Source organism: Schleiferilactobacillus harbinensis (assembly GCF_008694105.1).
GTDB classification, from domain to species: Bacteria; Bacillota; Bacilli; order Lactobacillales; family Lactobacillaceae; genus Schleiferilactobacillus; species Schleiferilactobacillus harbinensis.
Genome location: NZ_CP041364.1, coordinates 1,664,303 through 1,681,876 on the forward strand (window position 1 = coordinate 1,664,303; position 17,574 = coordinate 1,681,876).

Consider the following 17,574-nt stretch of genomic DNA (forward strand, 5'->3'; position numbering starts at 1 on the left):
GCACAGCCGCAGCCGTCCCGGGAAGAAAAGAAATAATTATTTATTGGCAGAAGCCGGAATCTCATTCAACTGTTTCGCCATCCATTGCACATAGTCCACGCCTTTAGGTTTGGTTTCAGTGACCCGCACGATGGGCACATCGTTCTTCTTGGCTAAGTCTGTCAATTGGGTGATCACCTTGCTGGTGGTCTGGGTATTGACCACGAAGAACTTGATGGATTTATCCTTGATGGCCTTTTCCACCTTGGCATAAACCGCAGTGGACGGATCATTGCCGTCTTCAGTGGCGTTGGCGAAGGCTTCGTCCATCACCTTGTAGCCCAGAGCATCCAGCATATTGCCAAAGACCGGCTCCGTCACGGCAACTTTCCCGTGATTGCTGGTCTTTTTAGCATCGATCAGCGGCGTCAGTTTGGCCAATTCTTTCTTGTACTTAGCACCATTGGCTTCAAAGTCCTTCTTGTTCGCGGGCTGCAGCTTGCTGAATTCTTTGACCAGGGCATCCGTGACCTTGCCCATGGTTTCCGGCCGATACCACAGGTGCTCGTTGTCGCCGTTCTTGGCGCCGACGATCGTCGACACCGTCAGCAGCTTAGCCTTGCTGTTGGCCGCCAGCTTATTCAGCCAGTGGTCATACCCCAGCCCGTTGACCAGGACGACGTTTGCTGCCGCGACGGTCTTGCCGTCGGCCGTGGTTGGTTGAAAGTCGTGGGGATCCACACTGGTGCTGTGGATGATCGGTTCGGCTTTGCCGTGACTGCCTAAGACCGCCGCGGCCGGCTCCGCATAGAAATCGGTACTGGTTACATAAGTGATCTTGCTATTGGCTGAACTGGCATTACCGTTCTGAGCACACCCCGTCAAGACCAGTAACAGGCCCGCTATCAACACAAATAATGGTTTCAATAATTTACGCATGAAGTTTTTTCCTCCTAAAAAATGAAAAAGGATACAGCCTTTTCTGAAAGTCTGTATCCCAGTATACCCAGCCTGAAAAACCGTGCGTGCAAATATGCGCACATGAGCACCCGTTCATAGGACTGTATGATCATGACCCATGTAATTATGGTCGAAATCGATCTCCGTCGTCACATTCGGATAGTACCGGCGCAAGTCTGCCAAGATTCGCAGATTCAGCGTCTTGTCATCCTCAGGATAGTCATCCGGCACGACGACATCGAACTGGACGATGCGGGTGTGGTGCGGCCCATGCTCAATGTGAAAATCATGGGTGTGCAGGCCCCCGCCGATGGACTTGATGATGGCTTGCAGGCGTTCGTACATCTCCGCCGTCAGCCGGTCGTCAATATCGATGGGATCGATATGGGCCACCAGCTCCACGTTCAGGTCCTTCTGAAAATCCCGCTCGATCTTGTCGATCGTTTCGTGGGCCTGGTCCAAAGACCAGCGGCTGTCCAGCTCGATATGCACAGTAGCAAAGATCTGGGTCGGACCGTAATGGTGAATCATTAAGTCATGGAAACCGAGAATTTCATCGTAAGTCGACAACTGATCGGTGTACCGCTGCACTTCTTCTTCGGACGGGCGGCTGCCGACCAGGTTATTCACAGACCCGCGAATACTGTCGACCCCTTCATAAATCAGATACAGGGCGACAAACAACCCAATCCAGCCATCAATGTTCAAGTGGGCAAATTGAGACAGGCAGGCCGATACCAGGACGGCAAAAGTCGCTACCACGTCAGTCTGACTATCCAAGGCGGTCGTCTTCAGTGTGTCGGATTCAATGGTGGCACCCATCTCTTTGTAGAATAAATTTTGCCACAATTTAATTAAGATGGAGGCGACCAACGTCACCAGCACGATCAGCGTAATGTTGTCCGCGGTGGGGTTTTGAATTTTTTCAATAGAACTCTGCACGAAGTCCAAGCCGGCAAAAATCATTAACATCGATACCAGCATGCCGCTGATGTATTCGAACCGCTCATGACCGTACGGATGGCCGCGGTCGGCGCGCATGCCGGCCATGCGGAAACCAACCAGCGTGACAATGGAACCAGCGGTATCGGACAGGTGAATGCATCAGCCATGATGGCGATGGACCCTGAGAAGAGACCAATGGCCAGCTTAATTGCAAACAACAGCATATTCGACAATAGGCCGACAAAACCGGCCACTTTGCCCAAACTGGTGCGCTTTTTCTCTTCATCCGCTTGAGGATGACGCTTGTCGTATAACATCACGATGCTCTTCGCAACCATGGGGATCTTCTCCTTTCTCAAAAAAAGAAACTACTTCCATTATACCGGGTTCGAGCCGAACATACTGTAAAAAGACTTACAATCTTGCGCTGAGCCGGAATGTTGGTAGACTGAATAAAAGAGTCTAACAAAGGGGTCAACATCATGCAAGAAAAACGTAAAAAGTGGTCATTACGCAAGAAACTCACGGTCATCATCAGTATATTGGCGGTGCTGTTCCTGGTCGTCCTTACCGGCGCCAGTCTGTATATGTACAATTACGGATTCGTCCCGGGGAAGAAGGACTTTCTCAGCAATAAGAAAGACCCGGTACTGGACCGGAACAAACGCTGGTTAGCGGCGACGAAGAAATTCACTTGGCATGAAACCGCAGCCAACAGCAACTTGAAACTGGTGGCGGATTATGTCCCGGCAGCCAAGGCGACGAAGAAGACGATCGTCGTCGCCCACGGCTATATGGGTAAGAAAGAGGATATGGCGAATTATATCCGGATGTTCCACACCATGGGCTACAACGTCCTCGCCCCCGACGATCGGGGCCATGGGGCCAGTCAGGGCAATTATGCCGGTTATGGCTGGCCGGACCGGCTGGATTACATCAAGTGGGTCAAACAGGTAATCGCTAAGGACGGCCAGCAAAGCAAGATTTCGCTCTTCGGCGTCTCCATGGGCGGTGCGACCGTGATGTTCATGAGCGGCGAAAAACTGCCCAGCCAGGTCAAAGCGATCATCGAAGACTGCGGCTATTCGTCCATCCACGATGAACTGGCCTACGAGTTGAAGGAACTTTTCGGCTTGCCGCCCTTCCCACTGATCAACACGGTGAATATCGTCGCTCAAATCCGCGCCGGCTACAACTTCGATGACGGCGACGCGCCCACTGCATTGAAGAAAAACACCCGCCCAATTTTCTTCATCCACGGCGCCAAGGACACCTTCGTCCCGACCAAGATGGTCTACACCAACTATAAAGCGGCCAAACAACCCAAACAACTCTGGGTCGTCCCGGGTGCCGCCCACGCCCAATCCTGGGCCAAACAGCCGAAGGAATATCAGCGGAAGGTTACGTCTTTCTTAAACGAATACGGACAATAATCTGGTCGAAACACGAATGGGACTAGGATGTAGACTGAATTCTGGCACGGCAGCCAGAGCACAGTCTTCGTCTCAGTCCCATTTTCTCCCACCGCTGCTAAGCGTATTCAACCGTGTATTGCCAAGCGTTGTGTTAAAATCGGGATAGACGCTGAAGAAGCAAAAAGAATAGGAAGTGATCAGCGCTTGGCCACCGAAACCGAGAAAATCACCCCAACAGATCTCCACACCGGGTTAACCACTGCCCAAGTAAAAGAACGCAACCAACAGGGCCAGCGCAATATCGCGCCGAAACCCTTGACCCGCTCGATCGGTCAGATCTTGCGGGAAAACATCGTCACCCTGTTTAACATCATCAACATCGTGCTAGGCATCTTGATCGTCAGCACTGGTTCCTACAAGAACCTGTTATTTCTGCTGGTCGTCGTGGTCAACACCGTGATCGGTACGTTTCAAGAAATCCGCGCCAAACGCCAGGTGGACAAGGTCTCTCTGCTGGCCCAGCATCCGACCACCGTCTTCCGGGACGGCCAAGCCCAACCCATCGATCAGGAAGCCATCGTCAGAGATGACCTGATCCAATTGACCCGCGGCGACGCGGTCCCTGTAGACGGCATCGTCCGGGCAACTGCGGGCATCGAAGTGGACGAATCGCAGATTACTGGCGAGTCCCGGCCGATCCGGAAAAACACGGGCGATTCAATCACTTCTGGCAGCTATCTGGTCAGTGGGAATGCCACGGTGCAAGTGACTGCTGTGGGCAGTGCCAGTTTTGTCCACAAACTGGCCAGGGAAGCCAAACAGGAAAAGAAAAACAACAACAGCCAGCTGCTTAATACCATCAACCAGATCATCCGATTCATCACGTATGCGCTGGTCCCGCTGGGTCTGCTGCTGTTTCTCCGCAGCTGGCAGCATGGCCGCACGCTGAACTATTCCATTCTGCGCACCAGCGCGGCGATGGTCGGGATGATCCCCGAGGGATTGGTCCTCTTAACTTCCGTTGCTCTGGCTGTCGGCGCAATGAACTTAGGCAAACGCCGGGTGCTGGTCCGCTCGCTAACCGCCATTGAAGCGTTGGCCCGGGTCGACATCCTTTGCTTGGATAAGACTGGGACGATCACCACCGGCAAATTATCCGTCACTCAGCTCAAAGCCTTTGCCGGCCAAACGACGGACCAAGTTTGTACGTGGCTGACCAATGCCGTTTACACGATCGGCGACGACAATCAGACGGCCACAGCGCTGAAACAGTACCTGACCAAACCCCAGCAGCTGCCCACGGCCAGCCGGGTCACCCCTTTCTCGTCATCCCGCAAGTGGAGCGGCGCAGCGTTCGCCGACGGCAGTGTGCTCTTGGGCGCACCAGAGTTTATGTTCAAATCCCTGCCCGCCGATATTTCCCAGGAAATAACGACCGCGGCAAAGAACGGCTTTCGAATCATCGCTGTTGCCCATAGCAATATCGTGATGACCGACGACGAGATTCCTGCGGACCTGCAATTGGTGGGGCTGGTGTATATCGCCGACGAGCTGCGCAAGGAAGCCGTTGGCACTTTTGACTACTTGCGCGCCCAGGGCGTAACCATTAAAGTCATTTCCGGCGACAATCCCCTGACCGTCGCCAACGTGGCCGGGCGGGCGGGCATTCCCCACGCCGATGCGGCTATTGATATGAGCACGGTGGGCGAGCAGGCCGACTTCGATGATTTAGTCGCCCGCTATACCGTTTTTGGCCGGGTCACCCCGACTCAGAAGCGCAGTCTAGTCCAGGCCTATCAACGGGCCAACCACACCGTGGGGATGACCGGCGACGGCGTCAACGATATTCTGGCCTTGCGAGAATCCAACTGTGCCATCGTGATGGCCGGCGGTTCTGAAGCCGCCCAGGAGATTGCCGACTTTGTGCTGTTGGATGCCGACTTCGACGCGATGATCTTCGTCTTGAACGAAGGCCGCCGGGTCATCAACAATATTGAGCGGGTTGCCTCTCTGTTTCTGGTCAAGACAATTTATTCCATCGCATTGTCGCTGATCAGTGTGATCTTCAGTTTGGAATATCCGTTCATTCCCATCCAACTCACCCCGATCTCTGCCTTGACGGTGGGCATCCCGACTTTCTTCCTGGCTCTGCAGCCGGATTATCGGCCCATTGCCCGGAAGTTCTACGAGAACGTGATGATCACCGCCGCCCCGGGGGCCCTCAGCGTTGTCTTCTATGCTCTGCTCATGAGCTGGATGCGCGGTCTGCTCGGGTTGAATATGGATACCACGGGGACTTTGACCGTCCTGCTCACGGGGCTGGTCGGCTTCACCGCTTTGGCTGCCGTTTCCCAACCGTTTGATCGGCTCAAGATCCTGCTGATCAGCGTCCTGGTGGCTGCCTTCGCCTGCATCTTCCTCTTCCCCGTGGGTCAATCGTTCTTCTCCCTGGTCTCCATCTGGGACACCGGCAGTCTGCTGCTCTGGATCCCACTGGCGGTTTCGGTTCCTCTCTTGTTCATCATTCTGCGGAATGTGCTCAGTGATTATGTATTACCAAAAATTGCGTGGCGTTAAGTTGTGGGACAGTCCGGACGAACACCCCTGGCGGGATAGAAAGCAGGTTTAGCCATGACAGTTTACAATTTACAAACAACCAATGGTAAAGACGTGGCCGTGGATATTGTCATTCAAGGCAGTCAAATTGTGCTGACGATTGGGCAGAATACACTCACGTGGCAGGCAGAGGACGCCGGCAAGGCGTTTTTAGCCACTCCCGAAGAGGCCATCTGGCCTGGCGGTGAAGGTGCTGGCACCCCGATTCTGGCCAATGCCGTCGGCCGAGCGGTCTTCACTGAATTGAAGCGGCCAGTGGATCTGGGCAGTACCGAAACCGTCAGCCAATTTGTGGACCGAGGCAATACCGCTGGAGTCATTCCGGTGCAGATCCGCGCCTACCGATTCGCGGATGACGACGTCTATCACGTTCATTTCTTCCACGAAGACAATACCGAGCGCCGCCATTATTCGCTGTATCGGGAACTGCCCCAGGTGCTGGTGGACCAGATCATCGCGGCGGATCGCTTATTCGCCTTGGACTTCACCGACAAGGTCCGCGCCGCCATCAGCGGTAAGGCTTTGGGCGCGTTCCTCACCCACTTGGCCGCGCTGCAGCCGGGTGAACAGAAATCGTAACGAAAGGACGGTTTTGATCATGAAAATTGGTGTCATTGGCGCCACCGGCCGAGTGGGCAAACTCATTACGGCGGAAGCTTTGAACCGGGGGCATCAGGTGACGGGCTTTGTGCGCCACATGACGCTGGCCCACGATCCTCGGCTGAAGATGGTCCAAGCGGATCTCTATGCGCTGGCGCCCCGGGATATCGAAAACCTGGACGTCTTGGTTTCGGCCTTCCGGGCCCCCCGTGGTCAGGAGCGGGACTACGTCACGTCGGTAGAATCCTTAGCCAACTTGTTGAAAAATAAGCCGGTTCGCTTGCTGGTCGTGGGCGGGGCCGGCAGCAGCTTCACTGATGCCCAAAAAACGACCCGCTTCTATGAAACACCTGGGTTCCCCGAAAGCTTCTATCCCACCTCCATTTACATGGCCCGCAGCACCCAAGTGCTGGATTTAGCCCCCGGATTGCACTGGACTTACGTCAGTCCGGCGGAGTACTTCCTGCCGGATGGCGATCGCACAGGCCACTACCAGAGCAGCCCGGGCATCCTGCTGCGGGATAAAAATGGGAAATCGGCGATCTCCATGGCTGACTATGCCATTGCGCTGCTGGATGAAATCGAGCAGCCCCATTTTGAAAATTCTCAGATGAGTGTGGCCTGGTGAGTCTCAGGCATACTAAAAGGGACCAGCGTTTGCTAGACGGCGCTGATCCCTTTTTTGTGTTTAATTAGCGGTCTTCTTGTTCCACCGCGGTGTCCTTGCTCAGATCATTGATCATGAACATATCCTGAGCACTGCGCGCATCATACAACTCATCCACCGATTGATTTTGGAAAATCATGTGGATAGCTTGGCCAATGAGCGGGCCCACCGACAACTGCACGAACTTGTCCCGCACTTTATCCTTGGGTAATTGAATGGTATCGGTGAAGACGATTTGTTCCAACGGTGCAGCCTCGATCTTGTCCACCGCTCCGGCAGAGAATACGGCATGGGTGATGCCGGCCAAAATCCGGGTGGCGCCGGCCGCCTGCAATGAATAGGCGGAGGCTGCCAAACGCGTGCCGGTATCGATCATGTCATCAACAATAATGGCTGTTTTGCCTTTGACATCCCCGATAATGTCCATCGGGTCAATGGTCGTATCCGTTTCGTCCCGCTTATCCACAATGGCGATGGGCGCCCCAAAGTATTCGGCCAAAGCCCGGGCCCGCTTCGTCGTCGAGTGATCCGGCGCAACCACGACCAGGTCATCCTTATTCTCACAGAGGTTCTGCTTCAAGAAATAAGTGGCGATCAGCGGAATGGCCTGCAGGTGATCCACGGGGATATCAAAGAACCCTTGAATCTGTTCTGCATGCAGATCCAGCGCAACGATCCGGGTCGCCCCATCCATCTCGATCAAGTTGGAAACCAGCTTGGCCGTGATCGGTTCCCGCGAACGGGTCTTGCGGTCTGCCCGGGAGTAGCCGTAATAGGGCAGGACGACATTGATCGTCCGGGCACTGGCCCGGCGCAGCGCGTCAATCATGATCATCAATTCCATGAAGTTCTCGTTGACCGGATCGGCCACGGACTGAATCACATAGGTGTCATCGCCCCGAACACTCTGATCAATGTTGACCTGAATTTCACCATCACTGAAATGCTTGATCGTTGCGCCGCTCAAGGGTAACCCGACCGCGTCTGCAATACGTTGGGCCAAAGAAGGATTGCCGTTCAGCGCGAACAACTTCAATTCTGGTACATTACCGTTCTTAACCATGTCAGCCTCCAAATTTTCCATGTCTGGTCCTATTATAATGGAAATCGCCGGCGTTGGCGACCATCTGCCCAATGAGAAACAAAATTGTGGTACAGTGAGAGCAATCACATTTTGGAAGGATGATTCGATGACTGAACCGACTGCCCTGCCCCGGCGCCAAGACGTGCCCCAACAATACACCTGGGACCTCACCGCGTTGTATCCCACAGAAGACGCCTTTAGCCAAGCGCTGCAAGAATTTGCTTCCTTGACTAAGCAATTTATCGCCGATTACACTGGCCAAATCACGGATGCGGCGAGTGCCCTCAAAGCTTTGCCCGCTTATGCCCAGATTCAAGAAATGCAGGACCACTTGGGGACCTATGCTTTTCTGCCCCAATCCACGGATCTGACCAATGCCCATTACCGGGCCTTAAGCGTCAAAGCCGAGGATGTGTTGACCCAGGCGAATACTGGCTTAACTTTCTTCATCAGTGCGCTGTCTGAATTGAGCGATGCTGCGCTGGATCAAATTGCTGCGGCCAATGCAGATTATGCTCCCTTGGTCCGGCATGTTCGCCGGGATAAGAAAATTCGGCTGGCCCCCGCCACTGAAGCAGCCCTGGCGCAACTAGAACCAACGCTGGACGCCTTTGCGACCATTTATGGCCAGACCCGCTCCGCCGACATGCATTTTCCAGACTTCACAGTGGCCGGCAAGACCTACCCGCTGTCCTTCACGATGTATGAGGATCTGTATGCTTACAGTCCGGACACCAAAGTCCGCCGGGCGGCCTTTGCGGCTTTCTCCCACGTCCTGGCCCAGTATCAGAATACGGTAGCAGCAAATTATTATGCCCAGGTGATGAAAGAGAAACGGCTCGCCACCCTGCGCGGCTTTGATAGCGTTGTCGATTATCTCATCTACGACCAAGAAGTGCCCCGGAGCATGTTTGACCGCCAAATCGATTTGATCACCAATGAGTTCGGCCCAATCATGCAGAAATACGTCAAACACCTGCAAAAGGAACGCGGGTTAGACCAGATGACCTTCGCCGATCGGCTGATCGACCTGGACCCGGACTTTGCCCCCAGCGTGTCCATCGATCAGTCCAAAGACTACATCAGCCAAGCCGTCGCCCAACTAGGCCAGCCGTACCATGACATGATCATGCACGCTTATCCCGAACGCTGGGTGGACTTTGTTGGTAACCAGGGTAAAGAAACCGGCGGCTTTTGTGCCCAACCCTATCGCGTCCATCCGTATATCCTGATGTCCTGGACCCATGAACTGGCCGATGTGTATACGCTGGTCCACGAACTCGGCCACGCTGGCCAAGGCATCTTGTCCGCCGAGAAACATGGTCCGCTGGCGTTCACGCCTTCCGGCTACATCATTGAAGCCCCCTCGACGTTCAATGAACTCTTGCTGACGAACAGCTTGATCAAGGGTACGGACGATCCGCGGATGCAGCGTTTTGCCTATACCAAGCTGCTGACCAACACCTACTTCCACAACTTCATCACCCACTTGCTGGAAGCCGCCTATCAGCGGGAAGTATACGCCATGGTCGATCGCGGCGAAGCGTTCGATGCCAAGGATTTGAACGCCATCACCCGCACCGTGTTCAAGCGCTTCTGGGGCGATGCCCTCCAGTTGGATGACAACAGCGACCTGACCTGGATGCGCCAGTCCCACTATTACATGGGCCTGTATTCCTACACGTATTCCGCCAGCCTCACTGTATCCACCCAAGCCTTCCTGCGCATTCGCGATAACCAGCCCGGCGCAGTGCAAAACTGGCTGGACTTCCTCACCTTAGGCGACAGCAAAGACCCGATCGACTCGGCCAAAGTGGCTGGGGTCGATATCACCACAGACGCGCCGTTGCACAATACCATTCAATATCTGGGCAGTGTCGTGGATCAAGTGATTAAACTGTCCCAGGAATTGGACCATTAACAAGATTCTCTAAAGAATCACCTGAATAATCAGCAAAACGCTCTCTTGGTCATAGCCTAGACCACAGAGAGCGTTTTTGTTGTCCTGAGGAGGCAGAATTTAACATGGGTGCATTCTTTTACAAAATTAGTTATCTCCTTTACCGCTGGCGCTGGGCGTGGGCTGCACTGGCGGCGATCCTCTTCGTTCTGTTTTGCGGGTGGACAATTTCCAGCGTCGTTCACGATTTAGCGGCACCGATAATTGACCCCCAGGTGGCAGCTGACAAACAGCTCAACCAGATACTCAATGAGCAGTCACCCAAAGAATTGATTAAAGTTAGCCGCGGAGCCGATACATACACCTACCGTTGCTTAAAACCATATCGGCATCACCACATCAAAGTGGTAAATTTCAGCGATGATATCGGCCGCGGTTATCACTACGGTAACCTGGGACGTTACAAGGGAGCACATATTCAGATGCGCCATCTTAGCGGCAGTCAGTACAAACTGCTGCGTATCAAGATTTCACCGAATGACGACTAGATCACCAGCCGCCGCTTGATCGGCTCCCGGGGATCTGCAATCACCACCGCCATATCCCCATCCTGCAAGGCTGTTTGGTGCACCCGCACCCCCGCCTGGGTAATCAAAGTAAAGGGATAATCCGCCGCCAGTGCCAAGTGCAGCAGCTGATGCTGCACCGTCGACCCCAACCGGCCGTTAATATAAATATGTCCCGTCGGATAAGCCGCCATCGTCCGCTGCACCAACGCCACCGGCACTGCCCCAACAACCTGGCCCACCGTTAACGCCAACGCCACATTTTCCCGAAAGTTGCCCATAAACTCCCGTTTGTCATCAGGATTCACCGACGGCGTGCCGTACATATGGGCTTTGATATATTTTTCTACGTCCACGACGTAATCCCTTCCTTTCACAAAAAATAGGATGACGTAAATTCTTGAGTCTGCACGTACCTAGTGCCAATGCGTAGCAAGCGGAGGCAAAATGGGCTCAGTGGTGGAAACCACACGGCGGCTTGCCGCCGATGTGGTTAGGCGTGTTTGAGACCGCGGTCCTCAGCGGGCTCAAACCGCCGTCACCACTAGCTACGCCTTCGGCTTCGCACTTGCTGCGCGTCGCCAGCCCAATTTTGCCGCAGCTTGCGGAGCCTTGGCACGGCAATAGAATGCCAACTTTCAATCCGAAATCGACTGCTTCGACTTCTTACTCTGCCGTTCCCGCCCCGCCGCAATAATATGCTGCATCCGGGCATTCACCACCATAATATCCCGCGCCTTCTTCGTCACCGTTACACCCGTATGAATCGCACTCCCATCGCGCTGCACGTAATGATACAACGGCGTGTTCTCAATGTAATAGTGCTGACCATGCATGATATACCGCGTATTAAACAGCGCGTCCTCCATCAACTTCACATCATCATCAAAGGTCAGGTGATGTTTCTTGATAATGGCCGTCCGGTAACACTTATTCCACGTATACCCGCGCACCGGGCCGCTGGGCCGGCTGACCAGAGACAGCATTTCTTTCTGATCCACCATCCCCCGCTTACGCGACTGATTCCGCTTGCCACTGGGCTCAATGACAAATCCGCAGGCGACCATCGCGGCCTGGGGGTGCTTCGCAAACCGATCCATGTACCACGCCATCTGAGTCGGTTCAGTCCAATCGTCACCGTCAGAAAAAGTCAAAAACTCCCCCCGGGCTTCTGCCATACCGGCATTACGCGTCTTCGAAATGCCCACGTTGCTCGGCATCTGCAACGCCCGTACCCGGGAATCCAGTTGGGCGAACTCCTGGGCAATACGGTACGTTTCGTCGGTGGAGCCATCGTCCACGATGAGCACCTCAATATTCCGGTACGTTTGTTGCAGCAAGGCCTGCACACTGCGGTTCAGCAGGCCCTCCAGATTATATGCGGGGACGATTATGGATATGAGCGGTTCCAAAAAAATTCCACCTTTCGTTGATCATCGGGATTATTATACCAGACGAAGCGCTGCGGGTCTGTCACCGCTTACCGCGCACGGTATAATGGGGGTGTAGACAAAAAGGAGTTGAGCGAAATGACTGAGTTAACAAATCGGGTCGTCCCGGTGGCAGGAAGTGTCAATCTGCGGGAGCTGGGGGGCATCCCGACCGCGGACGGGCACCGCATCGTCCCCAAACAAATTCTGCGCTCGGGCAGCCTGAGCGGTGTGACCGAACAGGGCAAGGCCCAACTATGGGACTATGGGGTGCGGGTCGTCATTGACTTTCGCTCCAAGAGTGAAACCATCATGGCCCCAGATCAATTACCCGGCCGCGTTCACTACTACCATGATCCGGTCTACGCTATGACTGCCGGCGACCAGGACAGCGCCTGGCAGCGGGTGAAGAATTTCTTCAACCACAGCGAAAGAAGCCGCGCGGCGGACTTCGATTACGCGCCCGGCTTGGCCGGTCTGTACCAGCAGATCATTTTGGATCCTTTCAGTCAGCACGCGTATTCTTTCATGTTCCAGCAAATGCTGGCCAATACGACACCGGGGCACAGTGTCGTCTTTCATTGTGCCGCGGGCAAAGACCGCACCGGCATGGGTGCTGGTTTGATTGAAAAAGCCCTGGGCGTCTCAGATGAGCTGATCACTCAGGATTACCTGCTGACAAACCTGGTGCTGGGCGGCATGAGCGATGCGGCGATCGCTAAATATCTGCAAGATCCCCATGTCGACGAACGCATCAACAAGATGAACTTGATGATGGGCGAAAGCGACGCAATGCCGGGTATCTTCCAGGCGATTGACACCGTCTACGGCAGTTTCGCTGCTTTTTGGCGGGATGCCCTGCGATTATCCGATCAGGATCTCGCCGATCTCAAGCATCATTATTTAGAATGAGTCTCTTTTTTCGGGTCATCAGGCTGCTGGGAAGCGGCCTTTTCTTTTGCCAAGCGGCGCTGCATGTGGTTGCCCACGACAAATGAAGCCACAAATCCCGGCAGCAGGGAAATCAGCGCTAACGTCCCAAAGCCCGACCAATAGAACCGATTGCCCTCTAAGGCATAGGCGTCGATCAAAATGATCACCCAGAAAATGGCCGAATACAGCAAAAAGCGTTCGTTCGTTGACCACTTCGGCAGCGGCAGGAGCACTGACAGTGTGATCACCAGGGTCATGTACAGGGCATTGACCGCCGGCTGTTTAATAAATAGCCCCGTCAGCGGCTGGTGCAGGATCCAGCTGATCAGCACGGTCAGCGCCATGAAGCCAACGAAAAAGATCAGCGTAAAGAGCCACGGGTGGCGATACGGCCACTGGGGGTTATTGATTTCCGTCGTCCTCACCTGCTTTGTCGATAGCTTGCCATGAACTGATGACAGCGTCCTCAGTATACCCTTGGGCCAGGGCCAAAGACGTTTTCTGGGCCGTGTTTAAACTTTTTTTATGCCCTAGGAGCGTTTTGATTTCGGTCGCGAACTGCTGGGTATTCGCCGCAGGCACGATGGCGCCGTTTTCTCCCGGCCGGACAAAGGGGGTGACGGCCCCGGCGTGGTCTGTGGCGGCCACGACGGCCAGGCCGTGGGCCAACGCACTGATCATCATCGCCGCCGCCGGAAAATCAGCGACACTGACGTAGACCTGATGGCTGGCCAAAGCAGCGGTCCATTGCGCCGCCGTACTAATAAACTGGACACTGCCGCCCTGCTCATTACTGGCGGTGGGCAGCGGCGTACTGCCCAAATGCGGCTGGTAGATCGTCAGCCGGACATTGGGGACTGTTTGGCGCAGCGTGGTGAACAAGGTCATCAAAGCCTTCAGCCCGCTGCCTTGGGGGTCATCATCCAAGAAAGCGAGTACCGAAGCCGGCGTGCGCTTGGGCAGCGGCAGTACCGCCTCAGTGGGAAAAATGGCATGTTTGGGAAACTGGGCCACCGTCATGGTTTGTCCGGTCCGGGCCGCCCATTTTGTGGCCAGCAGCTGGTCGGGCACGATCACCCCGGCAAATTGACTGAACAAAGTCTGCACATGGTCCCACAGCGCATTGGTCTCCACCGTTTGGGTGAGATTGCTATGGTGGGAAAAGACGTAGACCCGCGGCAGGCTCATCTGGGCGACTGCTGCCAAGACCGCGGGGGTGTCTTGCGCGACCATTGTCGCCGCCCCGGCCTGATGCGTTTCCACCACCGCCGCTTGGGCCAAAGCGCCCAGCGCCGCTGCCATAGCTGGAAAGATCATCTGCTTACCGCCAAAATGCGGCAGCAGCACCATCCCGCCCCGGGGTGCTTGATGGGCAACCGGTTCAAAGAAATGCTCCAGGACCGCCTGGCCATGGACATCCCAATAGATCTCCTGCTGCACTTCGCCGGCCGGATTCAAATACTGACTGACGGACAGAAAGCCGCGACGGTCGTAGAAATCCCGCTTGCGTACCTCGTCCGTCCCGCCATAATAATCGACATAATCCAGTTGGGGCGAATCCGCAATCGTGTGCACAACCGCCCAGCGCTGGCCGGCCACGGTATATTCCTGGGTCGCCAAATTGATCTGCCAATCCTGTTTATTACCCAGGTGCAGATCCCGAAACGTCAAGGTCCGCTTGGTCTGCTGCCCGACTTTCTGCAATTCGTCCCACAGATTCAGGCACAGTGCGGCCGCGTCGCCGCTGACCGGTGTGCGCGCCTGCATCCGATCATAATTCAAAGTCAGGACCCGCGCGGCCACCCCGCGGGCCGCCAAACTGAGCGCGAGGTCCACGCTCTGGGGGATAAACGTATCGGTGGTACTAGGGGTTTCATTACCAATAAAGAACAGCATAACGTGGTCCTTTCTGCGTATTTCGATGCGTTGGCGCACCGTGTTAAAATTAGTGTTAGGTTTATTAATGTCAGTGAAGGAATGGTGACGGTTATGGCAAAATGGACAATAGACGCGGATTCGACCCACGGGGTGGGCTACTGGCTGCGCTACTGGATACTCTTCGGCGGATTGATCGCCCTCCTGTTGTGGTGGGCCAGCTGGCTTTGGTTCGGCGCGTGGTCAGTGGTCACCGCGGTGCTGGTCTGGGCCGGCACTGCAGTCATCTTGGCCATTGCCACCTTACTGCTCAGCCCCTTCGTCATTACGGTGGGGCTGGTGCTGAGTACGGTCGCCATATTAGTGCTCGCCATCGGCTCGCTCATCCACGTTATCTTCTAAAGGAGGTCTTTCGATGCCAACCATGAAAAAAATGCTTCAAGTCGGCGCGCCGGTGGTGCTCACGACCACGACCGCTGTCATTTCCGCCTTGTTATATCAATATGCCTTCAAGCGGGCGGATAAAACCGTCATGACGACGCCGTTACCGCCGGATTCACCCTATTATGACGCTGATCAATGGTTCTTGAACACCCCCAAAGAAAAATGGTGGCTGAACCATGATGACCCGGATCAGGAAATTCAAGCCTTTTATTTACCAGCCGCGCAGCCGTCAAAGAAGGCCGTCATCATTTCCCATGGCTACAAAGGCCAGGCACGGAAGATGGCCGCCAGTGCTCGGTTATTCTGGGAGGACGGCTACAATGTCTTGATGCCGGATAACCGGTCCCATGGCGGTTCCGCCGGCAAGTACATCAACTTTGGTCTGCTGGACCGCTTGGATTACCTGGACTGGATCAACCAAGTCATCGGCCGGTTGGGACCGGACTGCGAGATCGTCCTCTTCGGCATCTCCATGGGCGGGGCCACCGTCATGATGGTCAGCGGCGAGGAATTACCGCACCAAGTCAAAGCAATCATTGAAGACTGCGGCTATTCGTCTGTGGAAGAGGAACTGACCTACCAGATGCGCTCCCAGTTCCACCTGCCTAAATGGCCGTTTTGGCCGATCATCAGCGGTATCAATCGAATCACCCTGGGGTTGTCGCTGGCGGACAGTGTGACCAGTATCAGTCAGTTGAAGAAGAATACCCGGCCGATTTTCTTCATTCACGGCACCGCTGACACCTACGTGCCCACGTCCATGTGTATTGACTGTTTCAATGCCACCTCAGCGCCCAAGGACATGTGGCTGGTACCCGGAGCGACCCACGCCAACTCGTTTGCGACGGCTCCGCAGGAATACGCCGCCCGGGTCAAGCGCTTCTTGGCGCAGTATGTGCCTAGTGAGCAGTCACCTGCATTACCGAGCGCGCAATCATCACTTCTTCGTTCGTCGTCACAACCAGGGCCTGCACAGCCGACGCCGGCGTCGTGAGAAAAGCCGTGGCCTGGGCGTTGACTTGGGCTGGATCTTCCACGATCCCCATGTAGGCTAATTGCTGTAAAACGCCATGGCGCAAGGAGCCGCGATGCTCCCCAACGCCGCCGGTGAAGACAATGGCATCCAGGCCGCCCATTTCAGCGGTATAGGCGCCAATGTATTTCACGACCCGGTTAATGAAGACTTTTTCACCCAAGATGGCCCGTTCATTGCCTGCTTGGGCGGCCGCGTCAATGTCCCGGAAATCAGATGAGAGACCCGTCAATCCCAGCATCCCCGATTTGTCGTTCAATATTTGGACCATATCGGCGAAGGATTGATGGGTCTTGTTGGCTAAATAAGCCACCAGGGAGACATCAATATCCCCGCTGCGGGTGCCCATGGTCAAGCCGGCCAGCGGCGTGAAGCCCATGGATGTATCAAGGGACGCGCCGCGCTGAATAGCCGCGGCGGAGGCCCCATTGCCCAGATGCAGGGTGACCAGTCTCAAACTCGCCAAGTCCCGGTGCAGCAGCTTAGCCGCCTCGTGGGCCACATAGGCATGACTAGTGCCATGGGCACCGTAACGGCGGGCACCAAACTGGCGATAGTAAGTCATCGGAATACTGTAGAGATAATTGACTTTGGGCATAGTTTGGTGGAACGCTGTGTCGAACACCGCGACGGCCGGCGTCTGGGGCAGCCGGCGGGCAAAGGCTTCAATATAAGCTGCTTCGCTAGGGTTATGCAGCGGTGCGTATTCGGCTAATGCGGCAATGTCCTTTAAGACCTGGGGCGTCACCAGCGTCGGCGCGGCAAATTTCTCGCCGCCGGCCACGACCCGGTGACCAATGCCGGCCAATTCGTCGGGACTGGTCAGCACCCCCTGGGCGACCAGGGTGGTGAGCAGTGTGTCCACCGCGTGGTCAATATTCTCTAAGTGCGCGCGGCTCTCATGGGTCTGACCCTGGGCATCTTTGATCGTCAAAACGGCATCCGGACTGCTGGCCCGATCGATACCGCCGGACGCGAGGAGCGTCTCTTCAGGCATGGCGATAACTTGAAATTTCAACGTAGAACTGCCGGCATTCACGGCTAATACTTTTGGCATATGGCCCTCCTGTAATGATCGAGTAAAATTCTTCCGGTTAATTATACCATCATGCCGGGCGAGCACGCTG

At 55.1% G+C, this 17,574-nt stretch carries 18 protein-coding genes; 9 read left to right on the top strand and 9 right to left on the bottom strand.

Going from position 1 to position 17,574, the window contains the following annotated elements; genetic code table 11:
- Positions 1-36: 36 nt before the first annotated feature.
- The 3 genes from FMM01_RS08455 to FMM01_RS16230 all read right to left on the bottom strand — a co-directional run bounded on the left by FMM01_RS08455 (position 37) and on the right by FMM01_RS16230 (position 2,222).
- A complete protein-coding gene (locus FMM01_RS08455; protein WP_150392210.1) occupies positions 37-918 on the bottom strand; it encodes a metal ABC transporter solute-binding protein, Zn/Mn family in 882 nt (293 codons plus the stop codon).
- Between the two features lie 114 nt (positions 919-1,032).
- On the bottom strand, positions 1,033-1,989 hold the full coding sequence (locus FMM01_RS08460; protein WP_150392211.1) for a cation diffusion facilitator family transporter: 957 nt from the start codon (positions 1,987-1,989) through the stop codon (positions 1,033-1,035).
- Positions 1,905-2,222 (bottom strand): hypothetical protein, encoded by a 318-nt coding sequence (locus tag FMM01_RS16230; protein ID WP_190973307.1) that lies wholly within the window; start codon positions 2,220-2,222, stop codon positions 1,905-1,907. Before FMM01_RS16230 ends, FMM01_RS08460 begins: the two co-directional genes overlap by 85 nt.
- A gap of 144 nt (positions 2,223-2,366) precedes the next feature.
- Here FMM01_RS16230 and FMM01_RS08465 point away from each other — a divergent pair, with 144 nt between their 5' ends.
- From FMM01_RS08465 to FMM01_RS08480, 4 genes are all read left to right on the top strand, one after another.
- A complete protein-coding gene (locus tag FMM01_RS08465; protein ID WP_150392212.1) occupies positions 2,367-3,317 on the top strand; it encodes an alpha/beta hydrolase in 951 nt (316 codons plus the stop codon).
- A gap of 186 nt (positions 3,318-3,503) precedes the next feature.
- Positions 3,504-5,876 (top strand): HAD-IC family P-type ATPase, encoded by a 2,373-nt coding sequence (locus FMM01_RS08470; RefSeq protein ID WP_223849909.1) that lies wholly within the window; start codon positions 3,504-3,506, stop codon positions 5,874-5,876.
- A 54-nt stretch (positions 5,877-5,930) separates the two neighbouring features.
- Entirely contained in the window at positions 5,931-6,494 is a 564-nt protein-coding gene (locus FMM01_RS08475; RefSeq protein ID WP_150392213.1) for a hypothetical protein, read from the top strand.
- A gap of 19 nt (positions 6,495-6,513) precedes the next feature.
- A complete protein-coding gene (locus FMM01_RS08480; protein WP_150392214.1) occupies positions 6,514-7,143 on the top strand; it encodes an NAD(P)-dependent oxidoreductase in 630 nt (209 codons plus the stop codon).
- 64 nt (positions 7,144-7,207) lie between these two features.
- Here the strand turns inward: FMM01_RS08480 and FMM01_RS08485 are convergent, their stop codons facing one another.
- Positions 7,208-8,245 (bottom strand): ribose-phosphate diphosphokinase, encoded by a 1,038-nt coding sequence (locus tag FMM01_RS08485; RefSeq protein WP_150392215.1) that lies wholly within the window; start codon positions 8,243-8,245, stop codon positions 7,208-7,210.
- Between the two features lie 127 nt (positions 8,246-8,372).
- Here FMM01_RS08485 and pepF point away from each other — a divergent pair, with 127 nt between their 5' ends.
- Both pepF and FMM01_RS08495 read left to right on the top strand, forming a co-directional pair.
- On the top strand, positions 8,373-10,187 hold the full coding sequence (gene pepF / locus FMM01_RS08490; protein WP_150392216.1) for an oligoendopeptidase F: 1,815 nt from the start codon (positions 8,373-8,375) through the stop codon (positions 10,185-10,187).
- 104 nt (positions 10,188-10,291) lie between these two features.
- The gene (locus tag FMM01_RS08495) at positions 10,292-10,714 is read left to right on the top strand and encodes a hypothetical protein (protein ID WP_146995032.1); all 423 of its coding nucleotides are present in this window, start codon (positions 10,292-10,294) and stop codon (positions 10,712-10,714) included.
- Here the strand turns inward: FMM01_RS08495 and FMM01_RS08500 are convergent.
- Together FMM01_RS08500 and FMM01_RS08505 are read right to left on the bottom strand one after the other, a co-directional pair.
- Positions 10,711-11,088 carry a DUF1694 domain-containing protein gene (locus FMM01_RS08500; RefSeq protein ID WP_150392217.1) on the bottom strand — a complete coding sequence of 126 codons (378 nt, stop codon included), beginning with the start codon at positions 11,086-11,088 and terminating at the stop codon, positions 10,711-10,713. The two genes, FMM01_RS08495 and FMM01_RS08500, sit on opposite strands and share 4 nt — an antisense overlap.
- A gap of 282 nt (positions 11,089-11,370) precedes the next feature.
- Positions 11,371-12,144: a glycosyltransferase family 2 protein gene (locus tag FMM01_RS08505; RefSeq protein ID WP_190973308.1), complete on the bottom strand. Its 774-nt coding sequence runs from the start codon at positions 12,142-12,144 to the stop codon at positions 11,371-11,373.
- A gap of 117 nt (positions 12,145-12,261) precedes the next feature.
- On the opposite strand from FMM01_RS08505, the gene FMM01_RS08510 reads away from it, so the two are divergent.
- Positions 12,262-13,074, top strand: coding sequence for a tyrosine-protein phosphatase (locus FMM01_RS08510; protein WP_035441430.1), 813 nt, complete (start codon positions 12,262-12,264; stop codon positions 13,072-13,074).
- On the opposite strand, the gene FMM01_RS08515 is transcribed toward FMM01_RS08510, so the two are convergent.
- Positions 13,062-13,520, bottom strand: a complete 459-nt coding sequence (locus tag FMM01_RS08515) for a hypothetical protein (protein WP_063516825.1) — start codon at positions 13,518-13,520, stop codon at positions 13,062-13,064. The genes FMM01_RS08510 and FMM01_RS08515 overlap by 13 nt on opposite strands.
- Positions 13,498-14,991 (bottom strand): glycosyltransferase, encoded by a 1,494-nt coding sequence (locus FMM01_RS08520; RefSeq protein WP_027829748.1) that lies wholly within the window; start codon positions 14,989-14,991, stop codon positions 13,498-13,500. Before FMM01_RS08520 ends, FMM01_RS08515 begins: the two co-directional genes overlap by 23 nt.
- A gap of 93 nt (positions 14,992-15,084) precedes the next feature.
- Here FMM01_RS08520 and FMM01_RS08525 point away from each other — a divergent pair, with 93 nt between their 5' ends.
- Positions 15,085-15,372 (top strand): hypothetical protein, encoded by a 288-nt coding sequence (locus tag FMM01_RS08525; RefSeq protein ID WP_027829749.1) that lies wholly within the window; start codon positions 15,085-15,087, stop codon positions 15,370-15,372.
- A 13-nt stretch (positions 15,373-15,385) separates the two neighbouring features.
- The gene (locus FMM01_RS08530) at positions 15,386-16,408 is read left to right on the top strand and encodes an alpha/beta hydrolase (RefSeq protein ID WP_223849910.1); all 1,023 of its coding nucleotides are present in this window, start codon (positions 15,386-15,388) and stop codon (positions 16,406-16,408) included.
- Here FMM01_RS08530 and FMM01_RS08535 read toward each other — a convergent pair.
- Positions 16,314-17,504, bottom strand: a complete 1,191-nt coding sequence (locus FMM01_RS08535) for an acetate/propionate family kinase (protein ID WP_027829750.1) — start codon at positions 17,502-17,504, stop codon at positions 16,314-16,316. The genes FMM01_RS08530 and FMM01_RS08535 overlap by 95 nt on opposite strands.
- Positions 17,505-17,574 lie beyond the last annotated feature (70 nt).